This is a genomic window from Anaerosporobacter mobilis DSM 15930 (assembly GCF_900142955.1).
Classification (GTDB): Bacteria; Bacillota; Clostridia; order Lachnospirales; family Lachnospiraceae; genus Anaerosporobacter; species Anaerosporobacter mobilis.
On sequence record NZ_FRCP01000006.1, the window covers coordinates 212,902 to 236,216 of the forward strand.

The following is a 23,315-nucleotide window of genomic DNA, read 5'->3' on the forward strand; positions in this document are numbered from 1 at the left end:
GATGACTATAACAAACGATAAAGTTTGAGGAGGAAATCTATGAAGATTCGGAAGAAATGTTATTGTATCCTTTTTTTTATGTTCTTATTATTCTCCCTTTGCTCTTGTTCTAATACAGATAAAGACAATGGAATAAATAATAACGATGGAAAAACGAATATAACCCCCAATACAGATAATAATAATCAGTTAAATTCTACCAACAATATCACGCCTACAGAAACACTTCCTAAAGAGGAGGACTCTGTCTCTATAGGCACAAGGGATAATCCTCTCCCTTTCAACACCACAATCCTCTATGATGGTACTGGTGGTACCAATGGTACTGGTAGCACCATGTATGATACGTATAAGGTAGAGATTACTTTATTAGATGTCATTCGGGGTTCTGATGCACTCGCTATAGCAGTAGATGCTAATCAATTCAATACCGAACCAGCCGAAGGAAAAGAGTACCTCTTAGCCAGATTTAGAATCCGAGCTTTGTCCTCTGAAAATGATGTAAAGATTGATATCAATAACTCTTCTTTCACGCTTGTCAGTGAAAAGGGTAAGACATATGATTCTTTTACTACGATTAGTGGAATTCAACCTACTCTAAGAGAAATGTATGCAGGTGGTTCTCAAGAAGGATACGCTTGTTTTGAGGTAGATAAAGATGATAAAAAACCTTCTATTGTTTTCCTAGAACGTAATAATAATGGACTCTGGTTCTCAACAGACCCAAATGCTAAATTAGAGGATGGTAGCACCGTTTATGTTCCTGCAGAAAACATTCCTAGTCCAGATACCACGAATGCAGCTTTAGGCTCCAGATTAAACCCTCATCCAGTGGGAACAACCGTAACTTTTGATGGTATGGAAACTTTATTCGATACGTACAAAGCAAACATTACGTTAAAAGAAGTAATTCGTGGAGATACTGCATTGAATATTATTGCAAATGCAAATAACCTAAACCAGATACCCAAGGAGGATCAGGAATACCTGCTTGCTAAGTTTGAAGTAGACGCTCTAGAATCCCTCGATGATTCTAAGATTGAAATTAGCGCAGCTAACTTTGAATTAGTTAGCGAAGATGGAATCAAATATGATACTTTTATTACAGTTTCCGGATTAGAACCTAAATTAACAACCATGTATCCTAACAATAAACAAGAAGGATATGCCTACTTTATTGTAAACAAGAAGGATAAAAATCCGAAAATTGTTTTTCTTGAACGTGATTTTAATGGATTATGGTTTGATACTAGTGAGTAGATTATTATGAATATGGATGGGCAAGGACCTAGTATATGTATTTACTAGGTCCTTGCATATCTATACTTCCCTCACTACAATCACAAGACTCATAGAAGCATCTGTGTTCTCTACGAATATTTCTCCCTTCATCTGATGCATAATACCCTTACAGATATATAAACCAAGGCCATAACCTTGTTTTTCATGCGCATTCTCACCACGCCAAAAACTCTCAAACATATGTACAAAATCGGTGCTTGGTATCGGTTCTCCACTATTTGTAATCTTAATTAATTGACAATAGTCCTCTTCGTAACATGTAATTTTAATAAAGCCCTTATCTCCGTACTTTACAGCATTCTCCATAATATTTTCTAATACTTCAATTAACTTACCGCAATCACCAGCCAACAATTTGTTCTCGTATGCTTCTATGGTAAAATCAATATAGAGTCGCTTACATTTCTCCGTATAACTATCTCGTATAGAATCCATAATCTCATTAAGGTAAAATGTTTCTTCTTTTACTTCTAGATTGAAAATATCATTCTTAGAGACATGAATAATCTCTGATACATAGTTTTCTATTGCATTCGCCTTACCTAGAATTTGGTCTATAGCCTCTTCCTTCTTCTCTTCTGTATCATATAACTTTTCTCTTAATGCTTGTGCATATAACATAATCATACTAAGTGGGGTCTTAATATCATGGGCTAAGGATACTAATAGGGTTTTCTTCTCCTTCTCTAGTTGCATCTCTCTTTGCTTATGCTTTTCAAGCGTTTCTCTCAGCATATTAATACCCCATAAGAATTTACCAAAGTAACGATATTTACTTTCCTTAACCTCCGACTTAAGACGTCCTTTTGCTAAATCATAGGGCATGTCCGTTAGATTCTTAAAAGGTTGTATAATTTCTCGCTTGATATAGCATAACAAAACATCTATTGCAAACATGATTAGTGTAATTGTTATTAACCATAATCGAATGATAAACCTATTACTATATTCCTTCCACATAAGGACTTCATAACGTAAATATCCTACAATTTTTCCTCCCCCAATAATGGGTCTAATTATGTACTCTGTCTCTCTCTTCCCTGTCGTAGCCCCTAAGAATGCAGCTAATTCACTTTCTGGGACATCTACAGAGAGATATCTTACGTCTGTAACATATTGATACTTCTCTAGATCTATCTCTTGTGACTGTATCTTCTTTAAATCAGTATTCGCAAAGGTATAATTAATTCGATTCATCTCAACTTGATATGGTTTTCCTTGTGATGCTTGATAATAATTACCTAAGAACACCGTTCCTGCTACCGTTAATAACAACCAAATACCAATTACCCAGAATACAATTCTATGATACCTTCTCATACTTGTACCCCACTCCCCATACGGTAACGATACGTTCTGGTTTTTTAGGATTTACTTCGATTTTATCTCTTAATTTGTTGATATGAACCGTTAACGTGGAGGGTTCACTAAAGCTATCAAGACCCCAAACTTTATTAAACAGCCAATCTTTTTGTAATGTTTTACCCGCATTCTCAAGAAACAAAACCAACAGTTCATACTCTTTTAATGTCATTGTAAGCTTCTCACCATCTTTTTTCACCGACATGGCAGCCTTGTTTATCTCAATATTACCATCGTTTAAGATCTGCTGTTGCTCTTTCGCGCCATAACTTCTCCATAACAATCCCCTAATCTTTGCTAGGAGAATGTCGATATCAAATGGCTTATCTATATAGTCGTCTGCGCCTAATTCTAACCCTGCTAACTTATCTTCTTTATCTATTTTAGCGCTCATTATAATAATTGGTGTATTTCCCTTCTCTCGAATCATCCGGCACACGCCGAACCCATCTAGGTTCGGTAGCATAATATCGAGCAAAACAAGTTTAACCGACTCGAGAGAGAGAGATCGCATCCCCTCTTCACCAGATTGTGCATGATAGGTGGTATATCCCTCTCTCTTAAGGAAATCTTTCAATAACGTTCCTAATTCTATGTTGTCTTCAATAATTAGTATGTCAACCATGAAATTCCTCCTATTTGACATATATACTTTTGTCGGTTAATCTACTTTCATTCGTAGCATCTTCACGTTGACAAATAACGACACACGCAAATGCACCTAACTCTGTCTCATATTCCGCAGCCACCACTTCATATCCTCTCTCTCTTAACTCTCTATACTGATTCAGTTGTAACAAATCGCTCTTAGTTATATTCGGATTGTTCTCTGGACATGTAACAAATCCATTCAACCATATGTATCCTTGTGGATTTAGATGTAATAACAACTCTTCCAACACCTCAGAAGACAAGAGATAGTGATTCACGATAATTGTATGAAACAATCCAAACTCTCTAAATACATCTGCTTTCTTGCAATCCAGCTGCTTTGTTGTAATATCCAATTGATACTCCTCTGCGAACTCTTTCAGATGTGTTAGCGCTACTTCGCTAAAATCAACAGCCGTAACCTCATATCCTAAACTAGCCAGATATAACGCATTCCTTCCCTCTCCACAAGCTATATCAAGCACATTTCCCTTGATAAATGAACGCTCCCATTCAACTAGCTTAGCTTCTGGTTTCAGCAATTTCTTCTCACGTCCCACAAATCGGTTATCCCACCAATCCTTATTGCCCATGTAGTGTGTCATATGCCCCTCCATGATAATCCTTAATTTGACTTTATTACTATTTCGTGGTACTAATATATACAATATACCATACTGGAGGTACGAATGAATAATTTTATTTTTAGTTTGAACGCAACTGTTCCTATTTTTCTTGTTATTTTATTAGGTTGGATTCTCAGGCAAAGACATATGTTAACTAAAGAATTCGCCTCTGTCTCTGATAAATTTGTATTTAAAATTGCACTCCCCTGCTTACTTTTTAAAGATATTGCTACTGCAAACATAAAAGAAACCTTTGATCTAACATTCGTGCTCTTTTGCATGATTGTAACCACTATCATATTTCTTACAACCTGGTTATTAACCGCTCTCTTCATGAAAGATAAATCCATGGTAGGTGCTTTCATACAAGCAAGTGTACGTGGTAGTAGCGCTGTTCTTGGAATTGCATTCGTTCAGAATATCTATGGTAGTTCCGGCATGGCCCCTATGATGATTGTTGCATCTGTTCCTCTATATAATATCTTCTCTGTTATCATCCTTACCTTCCATTCGAACGAAGCTACGAAGGACACAAACATGATTAAAACCGCATGTATTAATATCTTAAAGAATCCTATTATTATCGCTATATTCGCGGCATTAGTGGTGGCTCTACTAGAGATTCCTATTCCTGATATGGCGCTAAAAACGGTTAGTAATGTTGCTGCAACTGCAACTCCACTTGCCCTACTTGTTGTTGGTGCAACCTTTGAAGGAAAAAAAGCGATTAGTAAAATCAAACCAACGGCACTTGCTACGTTTATCAAATTGATTCTTCTACCTGTTTTGTTCCTTCCGCTTGCTTACCTCTTTGGTTTTAGAGATAGTAAGATGGTTGCTATCTTAGTCATGCTTGCCTCTCCAACCACCGTTACCTGTTACATAATGGCTAAGAACATGCATAATGATGCGGTATTATCCTCTAGTATAGTCGTAACTGCAACTCTATTCTCATCGGTTACACTAACTATGTGGGTGTACTTATTACGAATATTAGGATTAATATAATATATAGGCTTTACATACTAATCGATATAACTTCTTCTACCAACCCCTATCCATGAGCCAACTAGTTAACATACGTTCTCGTTCTTTACTGGTTGACTCATCGGTGAATCTACCCAGTTCATATTCCCCCTGTATATTCCCATCTTCCATATATAACACCTTATTCGTCTTAGCTGCCACTTTCACATCATGGGTAACTAACAGAATTGTTGTTCCTAACTGATTGATTTGATTAAACTGTCTCATTACTTCCTTCGCAGATTTGGAATTCAATGCTCCTGTCGGTTCATCAGCAAAGAGAACCTTAGGATTATTAATTAACGCTCTGCATATACAAGCTCTTTGTAGCTCTCCACCTGATACCTCTGTAATATCGTGATCTGCAATATCAATGATATCTAGCTTCTTCATTAATGCAATTGCTGTCTCTTTGATTTTCTTTCTCTGTTCCTTCGTTCTACCATTCTTCGAGTTATATGCCGAGACCAGTATATTATCTAAGATGGAAAGATTTCTAAGCATATGCATCTGTTGGAACACAAATCCCATGTCATTCAATCTTAAGTCTGCTAATTCATTATCTTTGAAATTACTTACATCTCTACCACTAAACTCAACTTTCCCAGCAGTCATTCGGTCCATACCACTTATCGTATATAACAAAGTTGACTTCCCTGATCCAGAAGGTCCCATAACAGCAATAAACTCGCCATTGTTCAAATCAAAGTTTACATTTGTAAGTACGTTATTCTGTGTCTTATTCGTTATATATGTTTTACAAATATTTTTAACTTTCATAACTGTATCCATATGAATTCACTCCCTCACTTTCTATACTAATCCTGATTATTAATTTCCCAAATCTTTGTTTTCTTAATCTGTCCAATACTGCATAGTGCCGCTATCGTTGTAATAACAAGCAAGAATAATGGTACAACGACATAGACTTGCAACACTTTCGTTTCCATCATTACTTTATCCGCACCCATCATCTTGAATACTAGCCCTATCAGATAATTACCGCCTGTATTGGCTATTATAGTTCCTAGTATAACGGATACCAGCAAGACGATTAGGATTCTACTAATTTGCCATGTCTTGATGGAACAGTTACGGAAACCTAAACTTTTTAATAATGCAACCTCCGGAATTTCTTTTGTTAGTAACATCTTAACCAAAAGGCAAGTAATTAAGAAAACTACACCACCAATAATCACTATGCATATTAAAATCATATCATCTATGGAATCTAGTATACTCCCTAACATAGAGGATAAGAATTTCTGCGTTGTTTGGAATTCTATTGCAGGAAATGCTTCTTTTAACTTCTCTATGTTATCACTAATGTTGTCATTACTAGCATTGAATTTACATGCCCAAAGAAAGGCTTTTGAAATAGGCATATTCATACTCATCTTTTCAGATAGGCGGAATCCATCCCCCATATTCATTACAGTCTGATACAATGCACTTACAATGAATTCATGTTCCTTACCATCGATACTTACTATAACGGTATCTCCAATCCCAACATTAAGGTACGTTGCTAACCTCCTTGTAATTGCAATTTCATTCTCAAGATCTGGAGCAACTCCCTCTAAGTAGTTATATTCACTAGCCTTTTTCCCGACACTTCGATACCCTGTTACTCTTTTTGATTTCGTATCGGATACATTTGCTAGTTTGACGTTAATACTGTAATCAGCCCAGAAGTCTGTATTCGGTACTACTTCATTAATCTGATTTTTCATATCTTTTATAAATCCTTCCACATCAGATTCATCATAATCACTTAACTTAATGCAACTATCCATTCGTGCAAGGCCTAACATCTCCATCATATTATCTGATTTCAAAGTGTTAGTTGCATTAATTGGTATAATCATAATTACAGTTCCAAGAATAAAGGTTATAGTAAGTACAAGAAATTTCCTAATGTCTGCAAATATATCACTTACTCCCAAGAATATTGGTATACGCATCTTTGTTTTCCGAAGACTCGGAAATCTCTTAATTCCTTTAAATCGTTCTCCTGTACTTCCTTGACGTATGGCATCCATTGCAGAAAACTTACGTATCTTACCTGTACAACGATAGCAGAATATTATTGTCAAGAAAATCACCAATATTACCCCTAATGTCGATAGTAATAACCTCAACCTTCCATCCCCTAATATCAGATACCCTTCTATTGTGGTGGACATAAGCGACGATAATGGTACACTAAGCACTAGACCAATACCACCTCCAAGTAATGCAAGAAAGAAGTACTTCACAAGGTAAATCTTACGAATAGCCCTGTTCTTAATACCAATCGCTTTCATGATTCCGATTTCCTTATACTCTTCTTGTAATGTAAATAATATTGTAAATCTAAGAATCATGAACGCTATGGCAATCAATATAATACTAACCATTACCATAATTCCAGCAATCAACATATTGAAGATATATTCTAAACTCACTAGCGATTTTGTAAAATTAAAACCTTGCGTAGCTACAAGATCCATATTCGTTATTTGCTGCAAAAGATCATTATCACTATATCCCTCTTTCGCTATCAAACTAGATAGGTATCCTCTATTCGCATTTTCCGTTTTACCATCAATACCTTCATAATCCTCATCTGATATAAAATATCTCTTCACACTTAACATATCTGACCCAAAGGCAACATCTTTAACAATATGAGCTACCACAAAATCATACTTTTGACCATTTAAACTAATTTGTATATTATCCCCTATTTTAATATCTCTACGATCATGAGCAGTTCTAGGTATTGCAATTTCCCCTTGCTTCAATACAAGTGGCCTATCCCTCTCATCAAATACTTTATTATATCTTGTGGGAATCTTCTGTAACCAGTTTGACAGCCATATGCCACTTTGATCTAGCGTTCTTTCCTTCTTATTGGTTATAATATCTGAATCATATACTACTATATATGGTTCCTCTATCACCTCATCAAAAAGTGGATTCTCTAATTGATTTATATTATTAATAAACTCCTCTCCCTCATTGAAATCACTGTTTAGCTGTATTAGGTCCGCAACATTTGATTTATCCATCGTATAATCAATCGCTGAAACCGTTGAATAGAATACACTTAGGCTTGAACCAATTAATGCAGATGCTAATATCAGAAATAACAACAAGATGATATTCATGACTTTCTTTCTTTTCATATCTTTCTTCAATATCTTAAAGAACACATACCTCACTCCTCTCATTTCATGAGGTAATTCTAACATCACAATTATTAAATAATCCTTAACTATAAAAAATAACCCTGCAGATTAGACACTTTTTCATAAGTGCCTAACCCACAGGGTCAATTCTATATAATTTGGTTTTTTCTATCATTTTGCAATGTAATCCTGAAAACCTGAACTAGACTTTTCTTCACCATCCTTAAAAACCCATAGTGCCTCTGTATCTGGTAAGCTCTCAACAAATTCTTTTCCTTTTTCATAAGGCATATTAAATACGGCTGTAGATAGTGCATCAGCCATTCCTGAATTCTTGCACAGGATGGTTACAGCAGTAAAATAATCGGATGGCATTAAGGTCACTGGATCAATGATATGATGATACTGTTTTCCATCTACCGTATAATATCTTTGATAAACTCCACTTGTAACAAGAGAATCGTCTTTGAAACTTAAGATATATAGCTGATTATTCTCATCCTCTAAATCGGGATTCTGAATACCAACCTTCCAATCTTGTTTGTTATTTCCTTTGCTACCCGTTGTACGTACGTTTCCGCCAACACTTATCATTCCATTTTTATATCCTTGTTCATAAGCAATGTTGCTTACCATCTCTGTAGCATAGCCTTTTGCAATGGCACCAACGTCAAGTAACATCTCCGGATCTTCTAGATACACCGTAGAATCTGCCTCATTAATAATAACTTTATTAATGTCGGTATGCATCGCTTTTTCTTCTAATATATCCATAGGCGGTAAAGCAGCCTTGTCAGGATTTTCTGTTCCTTCTTCTCGATATTGATGCCAAACTTCTAATACTGCCCCAAAGGCAACATTCACTTTACCGTCTGTTAATTCATAGGCATCTTTAGAGAAAAGTAATAAATCTATAATTTTCTTATCCACTTTAACTGGTTTGATTCCTGCATTATCATTAATTGTTTTAATATTATTTTTTCCATCGTAATCATTATAGATATCGTAAAGTTCGTGATATTCTTTCAAATTATCATATACCACCTGGGCATATTCAGAAAAATCTTCTTTGGTATTAGCATATCCAACAATCTGAGTTACTGTATCAAAGAGAAGTAAAAATTCCGCCTCATATCGTTTCTCTTTGTTAAAGCTACAAGCCGAGAGATTAACACACATTGTTACTATCATTAGTATAACTGCTAGTATTCTTTTTTTCACTCTTATTACCTCTTTAAAATAGGGAGGTAGCAATCTACCTCCCTCAATATACCAAAATGATGAATAGAGTATCATCCTTTGATTACTAAACGACTAATCTACTTACGTAGTTATTATTTGGCATTTGCTACAGCTTTATCAATAACTGAAGTATAATCACCAATATGAATTGTTACTGAACTTGCTAAATCAGCATCGGAAGGTACTCCTTCTTCTGTAACTGCAATTCCTTTTACTTCGTCAACTGTTTTTCCTACAACATATTGAGCAAGTGCATCTGCTTGTTCAAACCATTCTTTACCGATTGAAGATGCTTTTGCCATTCCATAATCAGCACCTAATTCTTGCTTTGTTTGTGGTGCAACAGCTAAGTCAGAAGTGATAGCACCAGCAGCTGAGAATTTTACATCACTTTGAGAAGCATCAATTATAGAGCTTGTGATCTTACCATCTTTATCTGTTGTAACTACTGAATAGTTAGTGTATGCTTGAGCAACACCATCTTCTTCACCAGCATCAGTAGATTTAGCGATGTTAGTTGCTACACCAAGACCAAGCTTGTCATCAGCATTAGCGCCTAATGCTTTTGCATTATTAACAGCTTTTTCAACACCATTGATGAAATCTGAAACGTGAAGTGTAACTGAAGATGTTAAATCTGCATCGGAAGGTACTCCTTCTGTTAATGCAATACCTTTTACTTCTTCAACAGTTTTACCAACTACATAGTCAGCAAATGCATTTGCTTGTTCAGACCATTCTTTACCGATTGAAGATGCTTTAGCCATTCCATAATCAGTTCCTAATTCTTGTTTTGACTTGAATTCTGTAGCTAAATCTGTTGTGATTTTACCTTCTGTAGAAAAGTTGATTTTAGTTTGAGCTGCATCAATAGCACAATCTAAGATTTTACCATCTTCTCCAACTAAAACTGCAACGATTGTTGAATCAACTTGAGCTAAACCTTCTGCGTCAGCTGTCGCATCTGCTGATGATCCAATTGAAGTGATTACTGCAAGACCTGTTTTTGCTCCTGCTTGAGTAGTTTCTTCTTGAGTAGTTTCTTCTTGAGTTGTACCCTCTTGAGTTGTTTCTTCTTGTTTAGTTTCTCCACCATTTGTGTTTGTGTTTTTCTTGCCACATGCAGTAGCCATTGTAAGAACTAATGCTAAACTAAGTACTAAAGCTATTTTCTTTTTCATAACTTTCCTCCACTAAATAATTTTTTTTATTTCAAACCAACCCTTTGTAAGGCTGGTAGAATAAACCTAAGTAATATCGATGTTGCAATACCAGCCAATATCCCACTAAATAAGAGTACTGGGAGGTACGCCCATATATAAACTGATGTAAAGATAAAGGAAATGGCAATCAGCTGTCCAACATTATGGAAAACCGCACCAAATATACTTAAAATCAAATAAGATATCCTTTTCTTAAAGACAATCATTAAAATCGCCATGATGGTTAGGGATAATAATCCGCCACATAGGCTTAATAAACTTGATGCTGCACCTCTTGTAAGAAATACAAAACCAGCTTTTAAGATTGCAATCGTATAAGCCTGCCGTTTATTCAAAAAGAACAAGGCGTACATCACTGCAATGTTAGATAGCCCCATCTTTACTCCAGGCACTGCTGCCATTATAGGTGGAAAGGAGCTTTCAACTACAGAAAGTACCATGGCAATGGCAAATAATAATCCAGTTAAAACTAATCCTTGTGTTTTTTTTAAATTCCGTGTTGCCTGATCTTCATATAACTTGTTGTCCATAACAGACCTTTCTATTTTCCAACTATAATATCAACAGTATCCTCTGTACGTCCTGATTTTTGAACGATTTTTACTACTATTCCATTAGGCAGGCATGCTGCACTTTGCCCCACCATGCCAATCTTTCCAGTATTGATACACACCTTATCAGGGCAATCTGATTCTTCAAATCGTAGGGTTCCGTCTTCATATAGATGAAAAACTACGTGGCTATTTTGCGGAATTGAAAAAATCTTATCCACTTTTTTATCTAACTTTACTGTTTCAACTAAATCTGAGTAATAATAGATCTCTGCCACTGCTGGCTGATCCGAAAACTTGGTACGGTAAAGTACCATGAATAAAACAGCAAAGACTAAAATTACGCCTATAATAATCATATCCGTTTTTTTAACAAACTTCATTTAAACCATTGCCTTTCTAGTTCGGTAATGTATCCCTCAATGACTTCTACCTACACCCAACTTGCCACATGATGTTTTCTACGGTATTGTCACTCATGTTAACCTATGTCAATATAGAAGCTATTAATTAAATAAAGCACTAATAAAAATCAATAACGTGTTAACACCCATGATGATAACATAATTCTTTATTGACAATATAAACGTAGTGGCCTTATCTTGTTTTTTCATAAATTGTTTAATATTCTTCTGTACAATTAAGATTGTGAATAATGATAACAAACATATCGGTGATAATATTCCTACCACTACCATAACAATCGTCGCCAAGTAAGTCATATAATAGATACCCGCATAGAGGTAAATTGATTTTTTTCCTACATAATAAGGTAATGTATGTCTTTTAACAAGAATATCTTTCTTAAGATCACACATATTGTTAGCAAGCATAATATTAGCTGTTGTACAAAAAGGTATAATTGCAAATAGCAATAACGATGCTATTGGCCAAATCATTAGTTCCACAGAAACTGACTGGCTATTAATATCAAACGATAAAAATGTTCCTTTTGGTGTATTCAAATACAAGATAATAAATGGTATGAAGAAACCATAAAACAATCCAGAGAAAAATTCACCTAAAGGCATTCTAGAGATTGGTAATGGTCCAAAGGTGTAAAATACCCCACATAAAAAACACAATCCACCAATCAAGAATATTACAATATCCGACATATAAGCCAAATATAAACCTAATACAGTACTTATACCAAATAAAACTAAGATAATAATAAGTGCTGTCTTTCGCTTAAATTGTAGCGTTTGATTATTCGTTTTCGTATCAATATAATTGTTAATAGCTGTAGTCGTTAAATCAAACAAGAACATAGATGCAAAAAATACTAATGTTAGTTTCCAATCAATGCTCTGTTTATGATAAACAAGTAGTGCAATTGTCATTATAAATGCAAACGTGCTTGTAATCTTAGTCCTAATTTCTACATAGTCTAAAAATCGCTTAACCATATCTTGATCTTTCTTTCTATTACAATTTTTCTATACTCTATCATATATACGAGTCATAAACGCCTAAGATAAATGAGAAGCCTTATTCAAAATCTCAATTAAGTTGGCTTTTTTATTTTCTGTTAATTCTAATTCCCTAATAATTTTCATAGATTTCGAATGATATTTCTTTACTAGTCTATGGGTAAAGGACAATCCCCCTGCTTTAGCAACTGCTTCATTAATATCCTCTCGCGTCATCTGATCACTACTTGCTTTTTCTTTTAAATCAGACACATCTTCAAATGCTTTAATTAGCGGTAATGTAATAACTCCTTGTTCATAATCCGATTGAACAGGTTTTTTGGCTTCATCAACTGTATTTTCAAAATCAATACAGTCATCAATCAATTGGAATATCATTCCTATATAATGTCCCAGTTGTTTGTATTTTTTACATTCAGCTTCTTTACATCCAGCGAATATAGCTCCTGCAAAAAAGGAAGCTTCAAACAATGCTGCTGTTTTTCCAGAAATAATCTTAAGATACTGGTACATACTTAAATTCAAATTGCCATTATTCAGGTGTTGATTTAACTCGCCTAAACAAATCTTACCCATGTAGTTTGGCATATCTACATCTAAGTAGTCTTCTTTATCTGTAATATTCGTAGCTAAATTAAGAGCTACACAAAACAGATAATCTCCACATATAACTGCAGTCTTTCTTCCATATTTCTTTTGTAGTGTAACATCACCCCTACGCAGGTCGGCATTATCAATTACATCATCATGAACCAACGTAGCTAAATGTAGAATCTCAATCGATGCAGCTACTTTTATAGCATTCGGGTGAATAAGTCCATCTTTATCCTCGGCACATATTAATACAGATACTGCGCGTATAAATTTGCCCTTAGATTCCGTTAAATGTTTTGTATAACCTCGAATAATAAGTGGTGAAGCGGATAATGAATTATCCACTTCACTTCTAACAAGTTCTAATGCCTCATCAAACTTTACAAGTTTGGTATTATCTTTTATTTTCTTTTTGTTATTAATCATTATAAATATACAACTTTCTAACTATTAGTAATCGTTTCCAACCTTTTTTAAGTGCAGGCATTGCATAGTAATCAAGTCCTATCGTTCTACCAGCACCAATTAGCACTGCTATTCCAGCGAAAATCATCCAGAACGTACTTAGATACAAACCTGTTGAACATACAAACATAAATTGTAATGCTAAAGATACACCGGAAGCAGGAGTAGTAAATAATCCACCTATCAAGGCAAGGCCTATTAAAATCTCTGCTACTACAATGAAAATCTGCATAACAAGTTGAACAGTGTCACTTGGTAAAATCAACTTATCAATAAACCAGTTCATAAATGGTACATCAAGTTTAAACGCAAAGTCACTAATTGTTGACTCAGCAAGTTCCTTACCAGAAACAAAAATTACTCTAAAGATACCTAGGAAATCAAAATTAATTAACACGTGTCCAATAGCTCCTGCAACCGTGTTCGCTGCATCTGCTACAACTCCTGTAGCTGATGAAACAGCATCTGCTACAGGGGCAGTTGCTGCCGCTCCTGTTGCCGCAGTAACTGCGTCTGAAGCTCCACCAGCTGTAGCATTAAGAATACTGTCATACCAAGCGTTAGCTCCACCAAAGAAGCCTGTTAATTTTGGAGATGTAAACCATCCTTCAACGATCTTCATAATTCCTTCAAATAACCAGATTGCACCAAGCCATACTCTTAATGGCACTAATAAAAAGCTTGGAGTTCTGTTTGAAAAATGTCCACCCACAAAACTTCTACAATTTCTAATAGTGAAGAACTCATGTTTTATATAACTAAATATCTTATTCCAGCCTAATACTTGAATAAAATAAACAATATTAATGAAATGCTTTGCAAACATTGCTAAGAAAGAAGGCAAACTGAACATGTGGTTTGGTAAACCTACATGTGCTACACCATAGCGACCACCGATGCAAACCATAACTCCATGGAAAGAAGGCTTATATTCTTTCATCTCACCTATTCCTGTTATAGCACAGAATATATTATTTGCAGCTGTAGCAGCAGATTGTTCTGCATTCTCTACCATCTGAGGAACCGGACGTTCTTCTCCTTCAGGTATATAATACATATTATCCCCAACAACATAGACATTTTCGTCTTTTGTAGAACGAAGGTACGTATCTACTTGAATTCGTCCACCACGATTTAATTCCAACTTTTCGCCAGATGCTTGGGTAATATCTGAACTTTGAATACCCGCTGCCCAAATTATTGTTGAAGCCTCATGGTGATCTATCTTGTCTCCATTCTTAAGTTCAATAAAATCAGCACCTATAGCAGAAACGGTTGTGTTTAACAAAAGTTTAACACCCATTTTTTCCAATCTTCTCGTTACCTTATTTGATAATTTTTCTGGTAGATTAGGGATTGGTCTACTAAGTCCATCTACGTTATACATAGTTACTTCTGATTTTTCTATGTCATATTTTTCACAAAGAAAAGGAACATATTCCGCCAATTCACCAACCATCTCTACACCAGTAAAACCAGCACCAACTACATAAAAAGTCAACATTTTTTTACGGTTTGTAGCATCAGGTTCGCAAGACGCTTTTCTAAACATATTATGTATATGTTCTCTTAACTCAACAGCATCCTCATAGGACCAAAGCTGATGTGAATACTCTTCTGCACCAGGAACTCCATAAAAAGTAGGTTTAGAACCTGCTGACATAACTAGAATATCATATTGGTATGTTTCTTGATTACCTACAACCGCTTTTTTATCATAGTCAATTGTAGTAACGGTATCAAGCTTTATGTCTACTTTTCTACCTGCAAATACTTTTTTTAAGCTAATCTTGATACTATCCTCATCAACACGATTTGCTGCAACTTCATGAAGCTCAGTAAGCATGGTATGAAAAGGATTCTTGTCAATAATGGTAACACTAACATCCTCATGTTTTTTAAATTTCTTCGCTAATTTTTTCGCGGTCAGAATTCCTGCGTATCCTGCACCAACAACTACAATTCGTTTTTCCATTGTATTCTCCTTTAAATATTTAACAAGTGCCCAACCGGATGCATTATAACAAACCCTACCATTTTAGTCAACTATTTATCATAAAGCACTGATAAAACCATCACACTTGCTATATTTTGTAAAATTCTAAGCTAAAAAAGAATAGGCTCTTTATATCAATATATCACATATTTTTAGATTTGAAAACCTACCAATTTATGCATTTTAAACAGGCTAACGGCACTAATAAAAATCCAAACAGATACGCATTAGCGCCTTGACCTTATTGACTTTATTTACCAACCAATTCCTTCCATATAGTAATTATCAAAACAAATAATAATGAGATTGGTATGCAACTAATCATTGCCATAATTATGATTATCTGAATCGATAAACTTACATATGCCATATAAATAATTGGTGTGAATAAAATAGACAGAATTACTCCAAATACAACTAGCATTCCTACATAACACCATTTTTGAATATCAGGTTTCTTCTCTAGTGCAATGCACACAATAATAGCGAGGAACACCATCCAAATCGCTACCGTAAACACATAGGATAGGGATATAAAATCATTCCCCATAATTAATCCCATTGTTAATAGTATAGGCAGTTGCCCCATAAGCGTAGACAATTGATGCTTGTTTCTCTTCATGGATACAAATGTAAATATACCCACAAATAAGAATGCCATTCCAATACTAATTAAAAATATTAATCGCGATTCATTCCATTCTGCCTTCGTATCTATTGAGGAAAGCGCCTTTAATGATGGTGCTAATACCACTGCGGAACCTAACCCTGTTACAATCATAGCAAGGATTGAGAAGATTGTACTTCTCGCTACAAAACGGAACCGAATCTTCTTTCTAAGCTTAAAGAACACAAGTACGCCAATCGCCAACATACTTGTTATATAAGTTACAAAACCAACAACACCACTTGGTAGAACAACAATATTACCACGTAAGAAGGTAAAGAATACAGCACTTTGCTCCTTCTCTACAACCGGTATCTTATTCGTTGAATAATAAGAAATCAACTCATTAATCGTATTCATATATTCATATGCACTACCACGATTTACGTTTTCAGAAGTATCAATGGAACGACTATACTCATTCGCTCCCTCTAATACCGAGAAATTCATTGCTGAAACCCCAGCTTCTGAAAACACCCTAAAATCAGTATCATGAGGTAACAACTTACAAGTACTTGCTAAGAAAGAGTATCCCGAATTCTTTGATACAGCCTCCTTATATTGCTTAACTACGTTATAATCATTGTTAGAAGTTTCATATAGCGTAAGTGCCCCTTCCGTTCCTTGGGAATCAAAGTTGAGGACCACTTTCACATGCTTCATCAACTCTTCTTGTTTACTTACAAACTCTTTTGTTCCTAACAAATCAATCTCTTTTCCATCTGTGAATAGGAAATAGATATCATTTGTCAACTCACCACTACTTGACAATAAGCGGGCCGCCTCTAAGAATGCTGATACCCCTAATGCAGAACCAGTCGAACCAGCCACATCTGGTCTACTATCATAATGTGTTACGAAAACTATAGCATCCTCGGTATCAGGTGCATCAAATTCAACCAAAATATTATTCATTGTTACCGTAGTTTCATCACGTAACCCGATAATATCTTTGGCGTAATCAATAAAATCATCATATCCCTTCTCCGCTAAGAAGGCATTGTTTTTCTCCACTATCTCTGGATATTGACTCATTGCTTCATCATAAGTTTTCTTAGATTCCCTTGCATAACTCTCTACATCAAATGTAAAGGGTTGCACTTCATAAGGAATCTGCTGCTTATCAAGCACAGACGTAATATAATCTTTTACTACTCCATTCTCAGCTGTTCCAGCACTGTGAATGGTATTCCCGATATTCTTAACATGTGTTAATACCATGTTTAGTGAAGCTACATTCTCTTCTACGTCCGCAAGCGAGATCGTGGACTCTGTGAATTTCTTCGGAACCTTTGATTCTGTTACCTGTAGAAACCCTATCCTTAAAATAATCCCGACAAATACAACCATCATGACACAATAGGCTGTATTACGTAGTATCTTATTGTTCATTAAAGAATTCTCCTCCAAGCTTAGTTGTTATCTTGCTGTAATGTCATCATTAATGGTGGTATCAATTGTTTCTTTCTTGATACAACACCCTCAAGAATAACCTTCTCATCTGGGTTACTTACATTAAATGCATTTGCCACAACTTCTTTTGCTCCATTACCTTGGTATATAAGCTCTGTAGACTCTTGCAGAATATTCGTTAACATAAAGAATAGCATATCAACGCCATGGTCTTTGAATGCCTTTTCCATATAAGGAAGTAATTTATCTTTGATTTTTTCTAATTCATCCTGATTCATTGCAGTAATTTGACCAACACCAAATGTTAAATCATTCGCAGTGAATTTCTTGAAATCTTGATAGAAGATTTCTTCTGGTGATTTACTTAATAAGTTACTGCCCGCTGTAAACATCTCTTTGGCATATTCTTCAATCTCAATACCTGCGATCTCTGCTAACTTCTTAGCTGCCATCTCATCCACTGGTGTACAAGTTGGTGAACGGAATACTAACGTATCTGATAAGATAGCAGAGCATAATAAACCTGCAATATCTTTTTCAATTGGAATGTTATTCTCTTCGAACATCTGGAATACAATTGTTGATGTACAGCCAAGTGGTTGATTACGGAAGTATACTGGGTTCATCGTTTCAATACTACCGATACGATGGTGGTCAATGATCTCAAGAATTTCAGCATCTTCCAAACCATCTACAGCTTGTGAACGCTCACTATGATCCATAAGAATTAACTGTTTTCTCTTTGCCTCTAACAGGTTACGTCTAGAAATCATACCAATGAATTCACCAGTTTTCTTGTCGACTATAGGGAAGTCACGATGTCTCTTCTTAGCCATGACAGCTCTGATATCATCAATGAAATTTTCTGTTGTAAATGTTATTAAATTATCTTGTTTCATAAAATGACTAATTGGCATACTTTGATTTACCAAACGCGCAACTGTGTACGTATCATATGGTGTTTTAATAATTGTGCAATCTTTATCTTGTGCTAATTTTGTGATTGTTCTTGATACAGGAGCACCATCACATACAATGATACATTTCGCATTCATCTCAATAGCACATAACTGTGATTCATAACGGTTACCTAAGATAACAATATCATTTTCTTCGATATAGTTCTCCATAAGGTCTGGATTGGCTGCTGCTATTAAGGCTTTACCGGAATCAATAATCTTATCTGGATTTCCTGCAACCAATTCACCTTGTAAGGTATCTAATATATTAACAATTGGCGTTTTAGCTGTAGATAAAATCTTGTTATCGTACACATTCATATACGATTTCGTAATATCTCCGATTGTAATGAGACCAATTAACTGATTATCAGACTCCACTACTGGTAATGTCACAACGCTATTATCCTTCATCTTTTCCCATGCACGTCTTATTGACATATTTCTATCAATACCTTGGATCTTACGAATCTCTATATCTTTTACTTGAGCACGTACATCAGGAAGATATCCTGGCGGATTCACTCCAAAATGTTGGAGAACAAATTTTGTCTCCGAATTTACTTGACCGGCACGTTTTGCTTTGTATTTGTTTCCTGTTAATTTACGTTTTAAATCTGCATATGCAATTGCTGAACAAATAGAGTCAGTATCTGGGTTACAATGTCCTATTACATATATTGTCGTGTTCTTTTCTTCTTCACTCATAAATACTCCTTATAAATATAAAATCTTTTTAGTTTCATTTTTCCATTGTTATGTTTGCATTATGCATTAAATATGGATTATGATTAATATCTGCCATCTAACCGGCGATATCATCAATTGTTATAACATTTGTTACTTTCTGTGAGAACTTTCCTTCTTTCGCTTGTTTCATCAGTAACAACATGTTTCTAGTTTCGGCTCTCTTTATTAATTCACCGACATAAACTTTAATTTTTGTAAGTTGTTCTGCATATGGTGTTATACGACAGATTTGCTCTATCTTTTCTACAAAGTATTTTCTTGAATTTTCTTCTACTTCATACTCTTGTTGTTTTACCATACTATAAGCAAAACCAGTTACATCCTCTGCACTATAACGTGGTATGATAATTCGATGTGTAAAGAATCTACGAAGCGTTTCTTCTTTCATCATTAATTCTTCCATATTTCTTGTACTATCCTCAAACAATACAAGAATTCTTCCATCAAAATGTTCTATCATCTGTATAATTGACTTCACTGAATTAGCATTCAATACGCTTGCATTCTCAATAACCAAAGATCCATCTGCTAATTGTTCCATCTTCTCAAGCAAATTAATTTGATTCAACTTCAATGCACTAATCTTAGCCACTTTCTTTGTCGGAATACGGTTTAGTTTCCACATAGCAATTGCTATCGCTCTTGCTAATGAAGTTTTACCCGTTTGGATATCTCCACAAACCATAAAGTTATTACATTGCTTGCTATTATCCATATTTTCTAAGATCGAAAGTAATTGTTTTTTGATGGACTCATTATAGATGAAGTTTTGAAAAATAGTATTCAGATTAATACCATATGCATATGTGTTTTCACCATCTTCATAGATATCTTGGGAATCATGACGGTAAGTCTTAGTAACATCATTCTCTTGTAATTGTCGCATTCTTTCTTTCATCTTATGCAACTCTTCTTTAGTAAGAGTATGTGCAGGCTCAGTTTGTGGCGTCTCCTTATTATCTTCTGGTAATTCCTCTGTTGACTCCTGTGTTAATTCTTTTGCTTCTACTAGAGTTTCATCTTCTGGTAATATTTTGTCTTCCGATAGCCTTTCTTCTTCCGATATCGTTTCTTCTTCTGATAGCGTTTTGTCTTCTGCTCCAACTTCTTCGAGTTTCTTAGTTTTCTCAGAAGTAATATCTTCTTGGGAATCATTCATATCTGTAGGTGTTAATATAACTCCTACTTCCGTTACTGCATCTTCTAACCCTTGTACACTTTCAACGGCTTGTGTTAGATCCGCAGGACTTTCCTCTTGAACAGTATCTTGTAGTTTGTCCTCTGCCTTCTCAAGTTCTTGTTCATACTCTTTAACTTTCACAACTGCATTCTCACGTGCATTTACTCGTGCTCTGACCTTATTAATCACCTCTGGTGTAAGAACATAATTTGTAGATTCTTCTTCCACTGTAGATTCTTCTATTGTAAGTTCTTCTGCTGCAGTAGTTTCTTCTGCCAATGCAGTTTCTTCTGCTAAAGTAGTTTCTTCTTCCCAAGTAGTTTCTTCTGCTAAAGTAGTTTCTTCTGCCAAAGATTGCGTCTCTACCACCACATCTTCCTTAATTTCAGGCTCAATTTCTACTTCAGCTAAGTTAGTGTAATCACTTTCTATATTAGTTACTTTACCATTATCAGAATATAACGCTTCGCTATCCGTTTGACTGCTACCTAGGACAGTACTATCCATATCGCTTGGTGATGATACCGTAGATGGTTGGCTTACACCTCTTTGCATTTTTACCTGTCTTATTACCTCTTCTAGACTTCTAGTAGCATCAAATTCACCAGCTCCTAGATTATCCGTAATGTTAAATCCACTTGTATAGTGTTCCTTTAATAATCGTGCTTTCTCAACCACGATTCCTTGTCCAAACCACAGAATAATATCACTACATTCATCTACACATTTATCTACTTGACCTGTTTTATGATATAACTTGGCGAGTTCATAGGCCCATTCTTCCATATAATCTTCTTGCTTAAGCTGTTCAAGTGTTTCAATTCTCTGTGCATACGGCGTATGATTCGCTTTTTCTATTCGATAGCGTAACACCAAACGATAGGGATCTCTTGGAGCAATACGAAGATATTCATTATAAAACTCCTTCGTCTCCTCCATGTTTTTCATCACAATTGACAAGTCAATTAGCTGTTCGACAATCCTTCTAGAACAAGATTTTTCGTAAATCCTTAATAATATCTCCATGGCATCTTCATATTCATCATTGTGAATAAGAATCTCTGCTATAACAGATAAGTCAGACATACTTCTAATCTTATCCACATTCATAGATTCAAGAATCTTCATTGCTTTCAGGTACTGCTTTTCCTGTGCAAGTCTCTTTATTTCTTTGATTTTCAGACTGGAAGCATAACGTTCCATTTCCCGCACCTCCATATGCATACCGCAGAACCTCATACCAGTCATTTAGTATATTTTCTCTACATGTTCCACGTTGTTACATCTATCCTTGTATAGTATAACAAAATCTACCATTTTATATATTTCATAGTTCTCCTTGTTATTATAGCATTTTTTGTCTACATAAGACAAGATAGCATTTCATTCAACTATAAATTTCATTATAAAATACTATATACTGATTTTCATCATGAAGTAATTTACACTACCAAAGTAACCAGCTTCTAAATCAAAAGAAGTCTTCGACTCTACAACACTAGTAGATGAAGACTTCTTTATTTCAGTTATATATTAGTTAACTGCCTTAACAATTGCCTCTTTAAGATTAGGGGTAAACCATGTGAGATCACTACGATTGAATATTCCAAAATATTCATCTCCACTATTGTAATATCCATTATCCCACCAGATACAAGGTACTCCAATGCCTGATGCCTTCTCTAAGTAATACGTTGCCCACTTGATTACTTCTTCCTCATTTGACACTTCCTTACCTTCTGCATTCACATGAGTTTTATTCACAGCACCATATTCGGTAATGACTACAGGAATACCCTTCTTAATGAAAGCATCATTGATTAGCCCCATAACTTCATCAATTTCTTTATTCAGAGAGCCGTCCCAAACCTCTAGACTTCCAATCTCATCTTTCGAATAGCAGAAATGATGCGGTGTATACGGATGTAGCGATACCGCTATATGACTATCTTGTGGAACACGTAATCCCTGTATCGCTTCTTCTGATACAGAAGCTCCTACTGTAGTTACTAGCAGACTTCTCTCCTGATTATTTCCACCAGTACTTCGTACCGCTTCCACAAAAGCTGCATCTAATTGATTCACATATTCACGATTTTCCTTAGAACCTCCAGTCCATTCGTTCTCACTGAACTCAATCCTTGGCTCATTAAGCGCCTCTAGTAATAGATGGTCATCATAGCAGGAAAGATATGATGCAATCTGTTTCCACATGATTTTATACTGTTCTAGTACTTGTTCAAATCCCTCTTTCTCCGGCTTAATCCATTTGTTTTCATGATGCATATTAACAATTACATACATCTGATTATCATACGCATAATCCACTAACTCTTTCACTCTTGCTAGCCAAGTATCTGCAATCTTATATTCAGGTGAAGGGCCAGTTTGCTCATGCCAAGTGACAGGAATACGAATTGTATTAAATCCAGCTGCTGCCACTACATCAATCATCTCTTTTGTTGTCTTCGGATTTTTCCATGCAGTCTCTCCACCAAAACAATCCATAGAATTTCCAAGGTTCCAACCTGCTTTCATAGCTTGTACTATATCCTTTGTACTTCTCATAAAATACCTCCTAGAATGACAAAATGTGTCCCCAATTCTTAGTTCATCTATATTTATACATGTATTATACTATTGAGGGGCAACTATGAATATTGCAGTTATTCTAGATGTTGTACTTGCAATAATAGTTATAT

General features: G+C 35.3%; 18 protein-coding genes. 2 read left to right on the top strand and 16 right to left on the bottom strand.

Annotated features, from left to right (window positions below; all coding sequences use genetic code 11):
- Window positions 1-39: 39 nt before the first annotated feature.
- Window positions 40-1,260 carry a DUF4352 domain-containing protein gene (locus tag BUB90_RS03745; protein WP_073283032.1) on the top strand — a complete coding sequence of 407 codons (1,221 nt, stop codon included), beginning with the start codon at window positions 40-42 and terminating at the stop codon, window positions 1,258-1,260.
- 60 nt (window positions 1,261-1,320) lie between these two features.
- On the opposite strand, the gene BUB90_RS03750 is transcribed toward BUB90_RS03745, so the two are convergent.
- Genes BUB90_RS03750 through BUB90_RS03760 form a run of 3 tightly spaced genes read right to left on the bottom strand, consistent with a single transcriptional unit; the run spans window position 1,321 to window position 3,920 of the window.
- Window positions 1,321-2,622, bottom strand: a complete 1,302-nt coding sequence (locus BUB90_RS03750; protein ID WP_084139069.1) for a sensor histidine kinase — start codon at window positions 2,620-2,622, stop codon at window positions 1,321-1,323.
- A complete protein-coding gene (locus tag BUB90_RS03755) occupies window positions 2,606-3,289 on the bottom strand; it encodes a response regulator transcription factor (RefSeq protein ID WP_073283034.1) in 684 nt (227 codons plus the stop codon). The genes BUB90_RS03750 and BUB90_RS03755 overlap by 17 nt, the downstream gene beginning before the upstream one ends.
- Before the next feature lie 10 nt (window positions 3,290-3,299).
- On the bottom strand, window positions 3,300-3,920 hold the full coding sequence (locus tag BUB90_RS03760; protein WP_073283037.1) for a class I SAM-dependent methyltransferase: 621 nt from the start codon (window positions 3,918-3,920) through the stop codon (window positions 3,300-3,302).
- Window positions 3,921-4,004: 84 nt separating this feature from the next.
- On the opposite strand from BUB90_RS03760, the gene BUB90_RS03765 reads away from it, so the two are divergent.
- The gene (locus BUB90_RS03765) at window positions 4,005-4,949 is read left to right on the top strand and encodes an AEC family transporter (protein WP_073283041.1); all 945 of its coding nucleotides are present in this window, start codon (window positions 4,005-4,007) and stop codon (window positions 4,947-4,949) included.
- Between the two features lie 36 nt (window positions 4,950-4,985).
- On the opposite strand, the gene BUB90_RS03770 is transcribed toward BUB90_RS03765, so the two are convergent.
- From BUB90_RS03770 to BUB90_RS03830, 13 genes are all read right to left on the bottom strand, one after another.
- Window positions 4,986-5,759, bottom strand: a complete 774-nt coding sequence (locus tag BUB90_RS03770; protein ID WP_073283044.1) for an ABC transporter ATP-binding protein — start codon at window positions 5,757-5,759, stop codon at window positions 4,986-4,988.
- Between the two features lie 26 nt (window positions 5,760-5,785).
- Entirely contained in the window at window positions 5,786-8,164 is a 2,379-nt protein-coding gene (locus BUB90_RS03775; protein WP_073283047.1) for an ABC transporter permease, read from the bottom strand.
- Window positions 8,165-8,311: 147 nt separating this feature from the next.
- Window positions 8,312-9,361 carry an FAD:protein FMN transferase gene (locus tag BUB90_RS03780; RefSeq protein ID WP_330393738.1) on the bottom strand — a complete coding sequence of 350 codons (1,050 nt, stop codon included), beginning with the start codon at window positions 9,359-9,361 and terminating at the stop codon, window positions 8,312-8,314.
- Between the two features lie 113 nt (window positions 9,362-9,474).
- Complete coding sequence (locus tag BUB90_RS03785; protein WP_073283050.1) at window positions 9,475-10,563, bottom strand: hypothetical protein; 1,089 nt, start codon at window positions 10,561-10,563, stop codon at window positions 9,475-9,477.
- Between the two features lie 26 nt (window positions 10,564-10,589).
- Entirely contained in the window at window positions 10,590-11,135 is a 546-nt protein-coding gene (locus BUB90_RS03790; RefSeq protein ID WP_073283053.1) for a Gx transporter family protein, read from the bottom strand.
- Between the two features lie 11 nt (window positions 11,136-11,146).
- A complete protein-coding gene (locus tag BUB90_RS03795; RefSeq protein ID WP_073283056.1) occupies window positions 11,147-11,539 on the bottom strand; it encodes a NusG domain II-containing protein in 393 nt (130 codons plus the stop codon).
- A 123-nt stretch (window positions 11,540-11,662) separates the two neighbouring features.
- Window positions 11,663-12,565, bottom strand: coding sequence for a UbiA family prenyltransferase (locus BUB90_RS03800; protein ID WP_073283059.1), 903 nt, complete (start codon window positions 12,563-12,565; stop codon window positions 11,663-11,665).
- A gap of 63 nt (window positions 12,566-12,628) precedes the next feature.
- Window positions 12,629-13,609 (bottom strand): polyprenyl synthetase family protein, encoded by a 981-nt coding sequence (locus tag BUB90_RS03805; RefSeq protein ID WP_073283062.1) that lies wholly within the window; start codon window positions 13,607-13,609, stop codon window positions 12,629-12,631.
- The gene (locus BUB90_RS03810; RefSeq protein ID WP_073283065.1) at window positions 13,602-15,623 is read right to left on the bottom strand and encodes an NAD(P)/FAD-dependent oxidoreductase; all 2,022 of its coding nucleotides are present in this window, start codon (window positions 15,621-15,623) and stop codon (window positions 13,602-13,604) included. Before BUB90_RS03810 ends, BUB90_RS03805 begins: the two co-directional genes overlap by 8 nt.
- 271 nt (window positions 15,624-15,894) lie before the next feature.
- Complete coding sequence (locus BUB90_RS03815) at window positions 15,895-17,703, bottom strand: M28 family peptidase (protein WP_073283067.1); 1,809 nt, start codon at window positions 17,701-17,703, stop codon at window positions 15,895-15,897.
- Window positions 17,704-17,723: 20 nt separating this feature from the next.
- A complete protein-coding gene (locus BUB90_RS03820; RefSeq protein ID WP_073283070.1) occupies window positions 17,724-19,391 on the bottom strand; it encodes a putative manganese-dependent inorganic diphosphatase in 1,668 nt (555 codons plus the stop codon).
- A gap of 97 nt (window positions 19,392-19,488) precedes the next feature.
- Window positions 19,489-21,816, bottom strand: a complete 2,328-nt coding sequence (locus tag BUB90_RS03825; RefSeq protein WP_073283074.1) for a tetratricopeptide repeat protein — start codon at window positions 21,814-21,816, stop codon at window positions 19,489-19,491.
- Between the two features lie 330 nt (window positions 21,817-22,146).
- Window positions 22,147-23,181, bottom strand: a complete 1,035-nt coding sequence (locus tag BUB90_RS03830; protein ID WP_073283077.1) for a glycoside hydrolase family 5 protein — start codon at window positions 23,179-23,181, stop codon at window positions 22,147-22,149.
- Window positions 23,182-23,315: the final 134 nt, after the last annotated feature.

Coding starts and splice junctions, on each gene's coding strand:
- BUB90_RS03745 (WP_073283032.1), top strand. CDS start 40: ATGAAGATTCGGAAGAAATGTTATTGTATCCTTTTTTTTATGTTCTTA.
- BUB90_RS03750 (WP_084139069.1), bottom strand. CDS start 2,622: ATGAGAAGGTATCATAGAATTGTATTCTGGGTAATTGGTATTTGGTTG.
- BUB90_RS03755 (WP_073283034.1), bottom strand. CDS start 3,289: ATGGTTGACATACTAATTATTGAAGACAACATAGAATTAGGAACGTTA.
- BUB90_RS03760 (WP_073283037.1), bottom strand. CDS start 3,920: ATGACACACTACATGGGCAATAAGGATTGGTGGGATAACCGATTTGTG.
- BUB90_RS03765 (WP_073283041.1), top strand. CDS start 4,005: ATGAATAATTTTATTTTTAGTTTGAACGCAACTGTTCCTATTTTTCTT.
- BUB90_RS03770 (WP_073283044.1), bottom strand. CDS start 5,759: ATGGATACAGTTATGAAAGTTAAAAATATTTGTAAAACATATATAACG.
- BUB90_RS03785 (WP_073283050.1), bottom strand. CDS start 10,563: ATGAAAAAGAAAATAGCTTTAGTACTTAGTTTAGCATTAGTTCTTACA.
- BUB90_RS03790 (WP_073283053.1), bottom strand. CDS start 11,135: ATGGACAACAAGTTATATGAAGATCAGGCAACACGGAATTTAAAAAAA.
- BUB90_RS03795 (WP_073283056.1), bottom strand. CDS start 11,539: ATGAAGTTTGTTAAAAAAACGGATATGATTATTATAGGCGTAATTTTA.
- BUB90_RS03800 (WP_073283059.1), bottom strand. CDS start 12,565: ATGGTTAAGCGATTTTTAGACTATGTAGAAATTAGGACTAAGATTACA.
- BUB90_RS03805 (WP_073283062.1), bottom strand. CDS start 13,609: ATGATTAATAACAAAAAGAAAATAAAAGATAATACCAAACTTGTAAAG.
- BUB90_RS03810 (WP_073283065.1), bottom strand. CDS start 15,623: ATGGAAAAACGAATTGTAGTTGTTGGTGCAGGATACGCAGGAATTCTG.
- BUB90_RS03815 (WP_073283067.1), bottom strand. CDS start 17,703: ATGAACAATAAGATACTACGTAATACAGCCTATTGTGTCATGATGGTT.
- BUB90_RS03820 (WP_073283070.1), bottom strand. CDS start 19,391: ATGAGTGAAGAAGAAAAGAACACGACAATATATGTAATAGGACATTGT.
- BUB90_RS03825 (WP_073283074.1), bottom strand. CDS start 21,816: ATGGAACGTTATGCTTCCAGTCTGAAAATCAAAGAAATAAAGAGACTT.
- BUB90_RS03830 (WP_073283077.1), bottom strand. CDS start 23,181: ATGAGAAGTACAAAGGATATAGTACAAGCTATGAAAGCAGGTTGGAAC.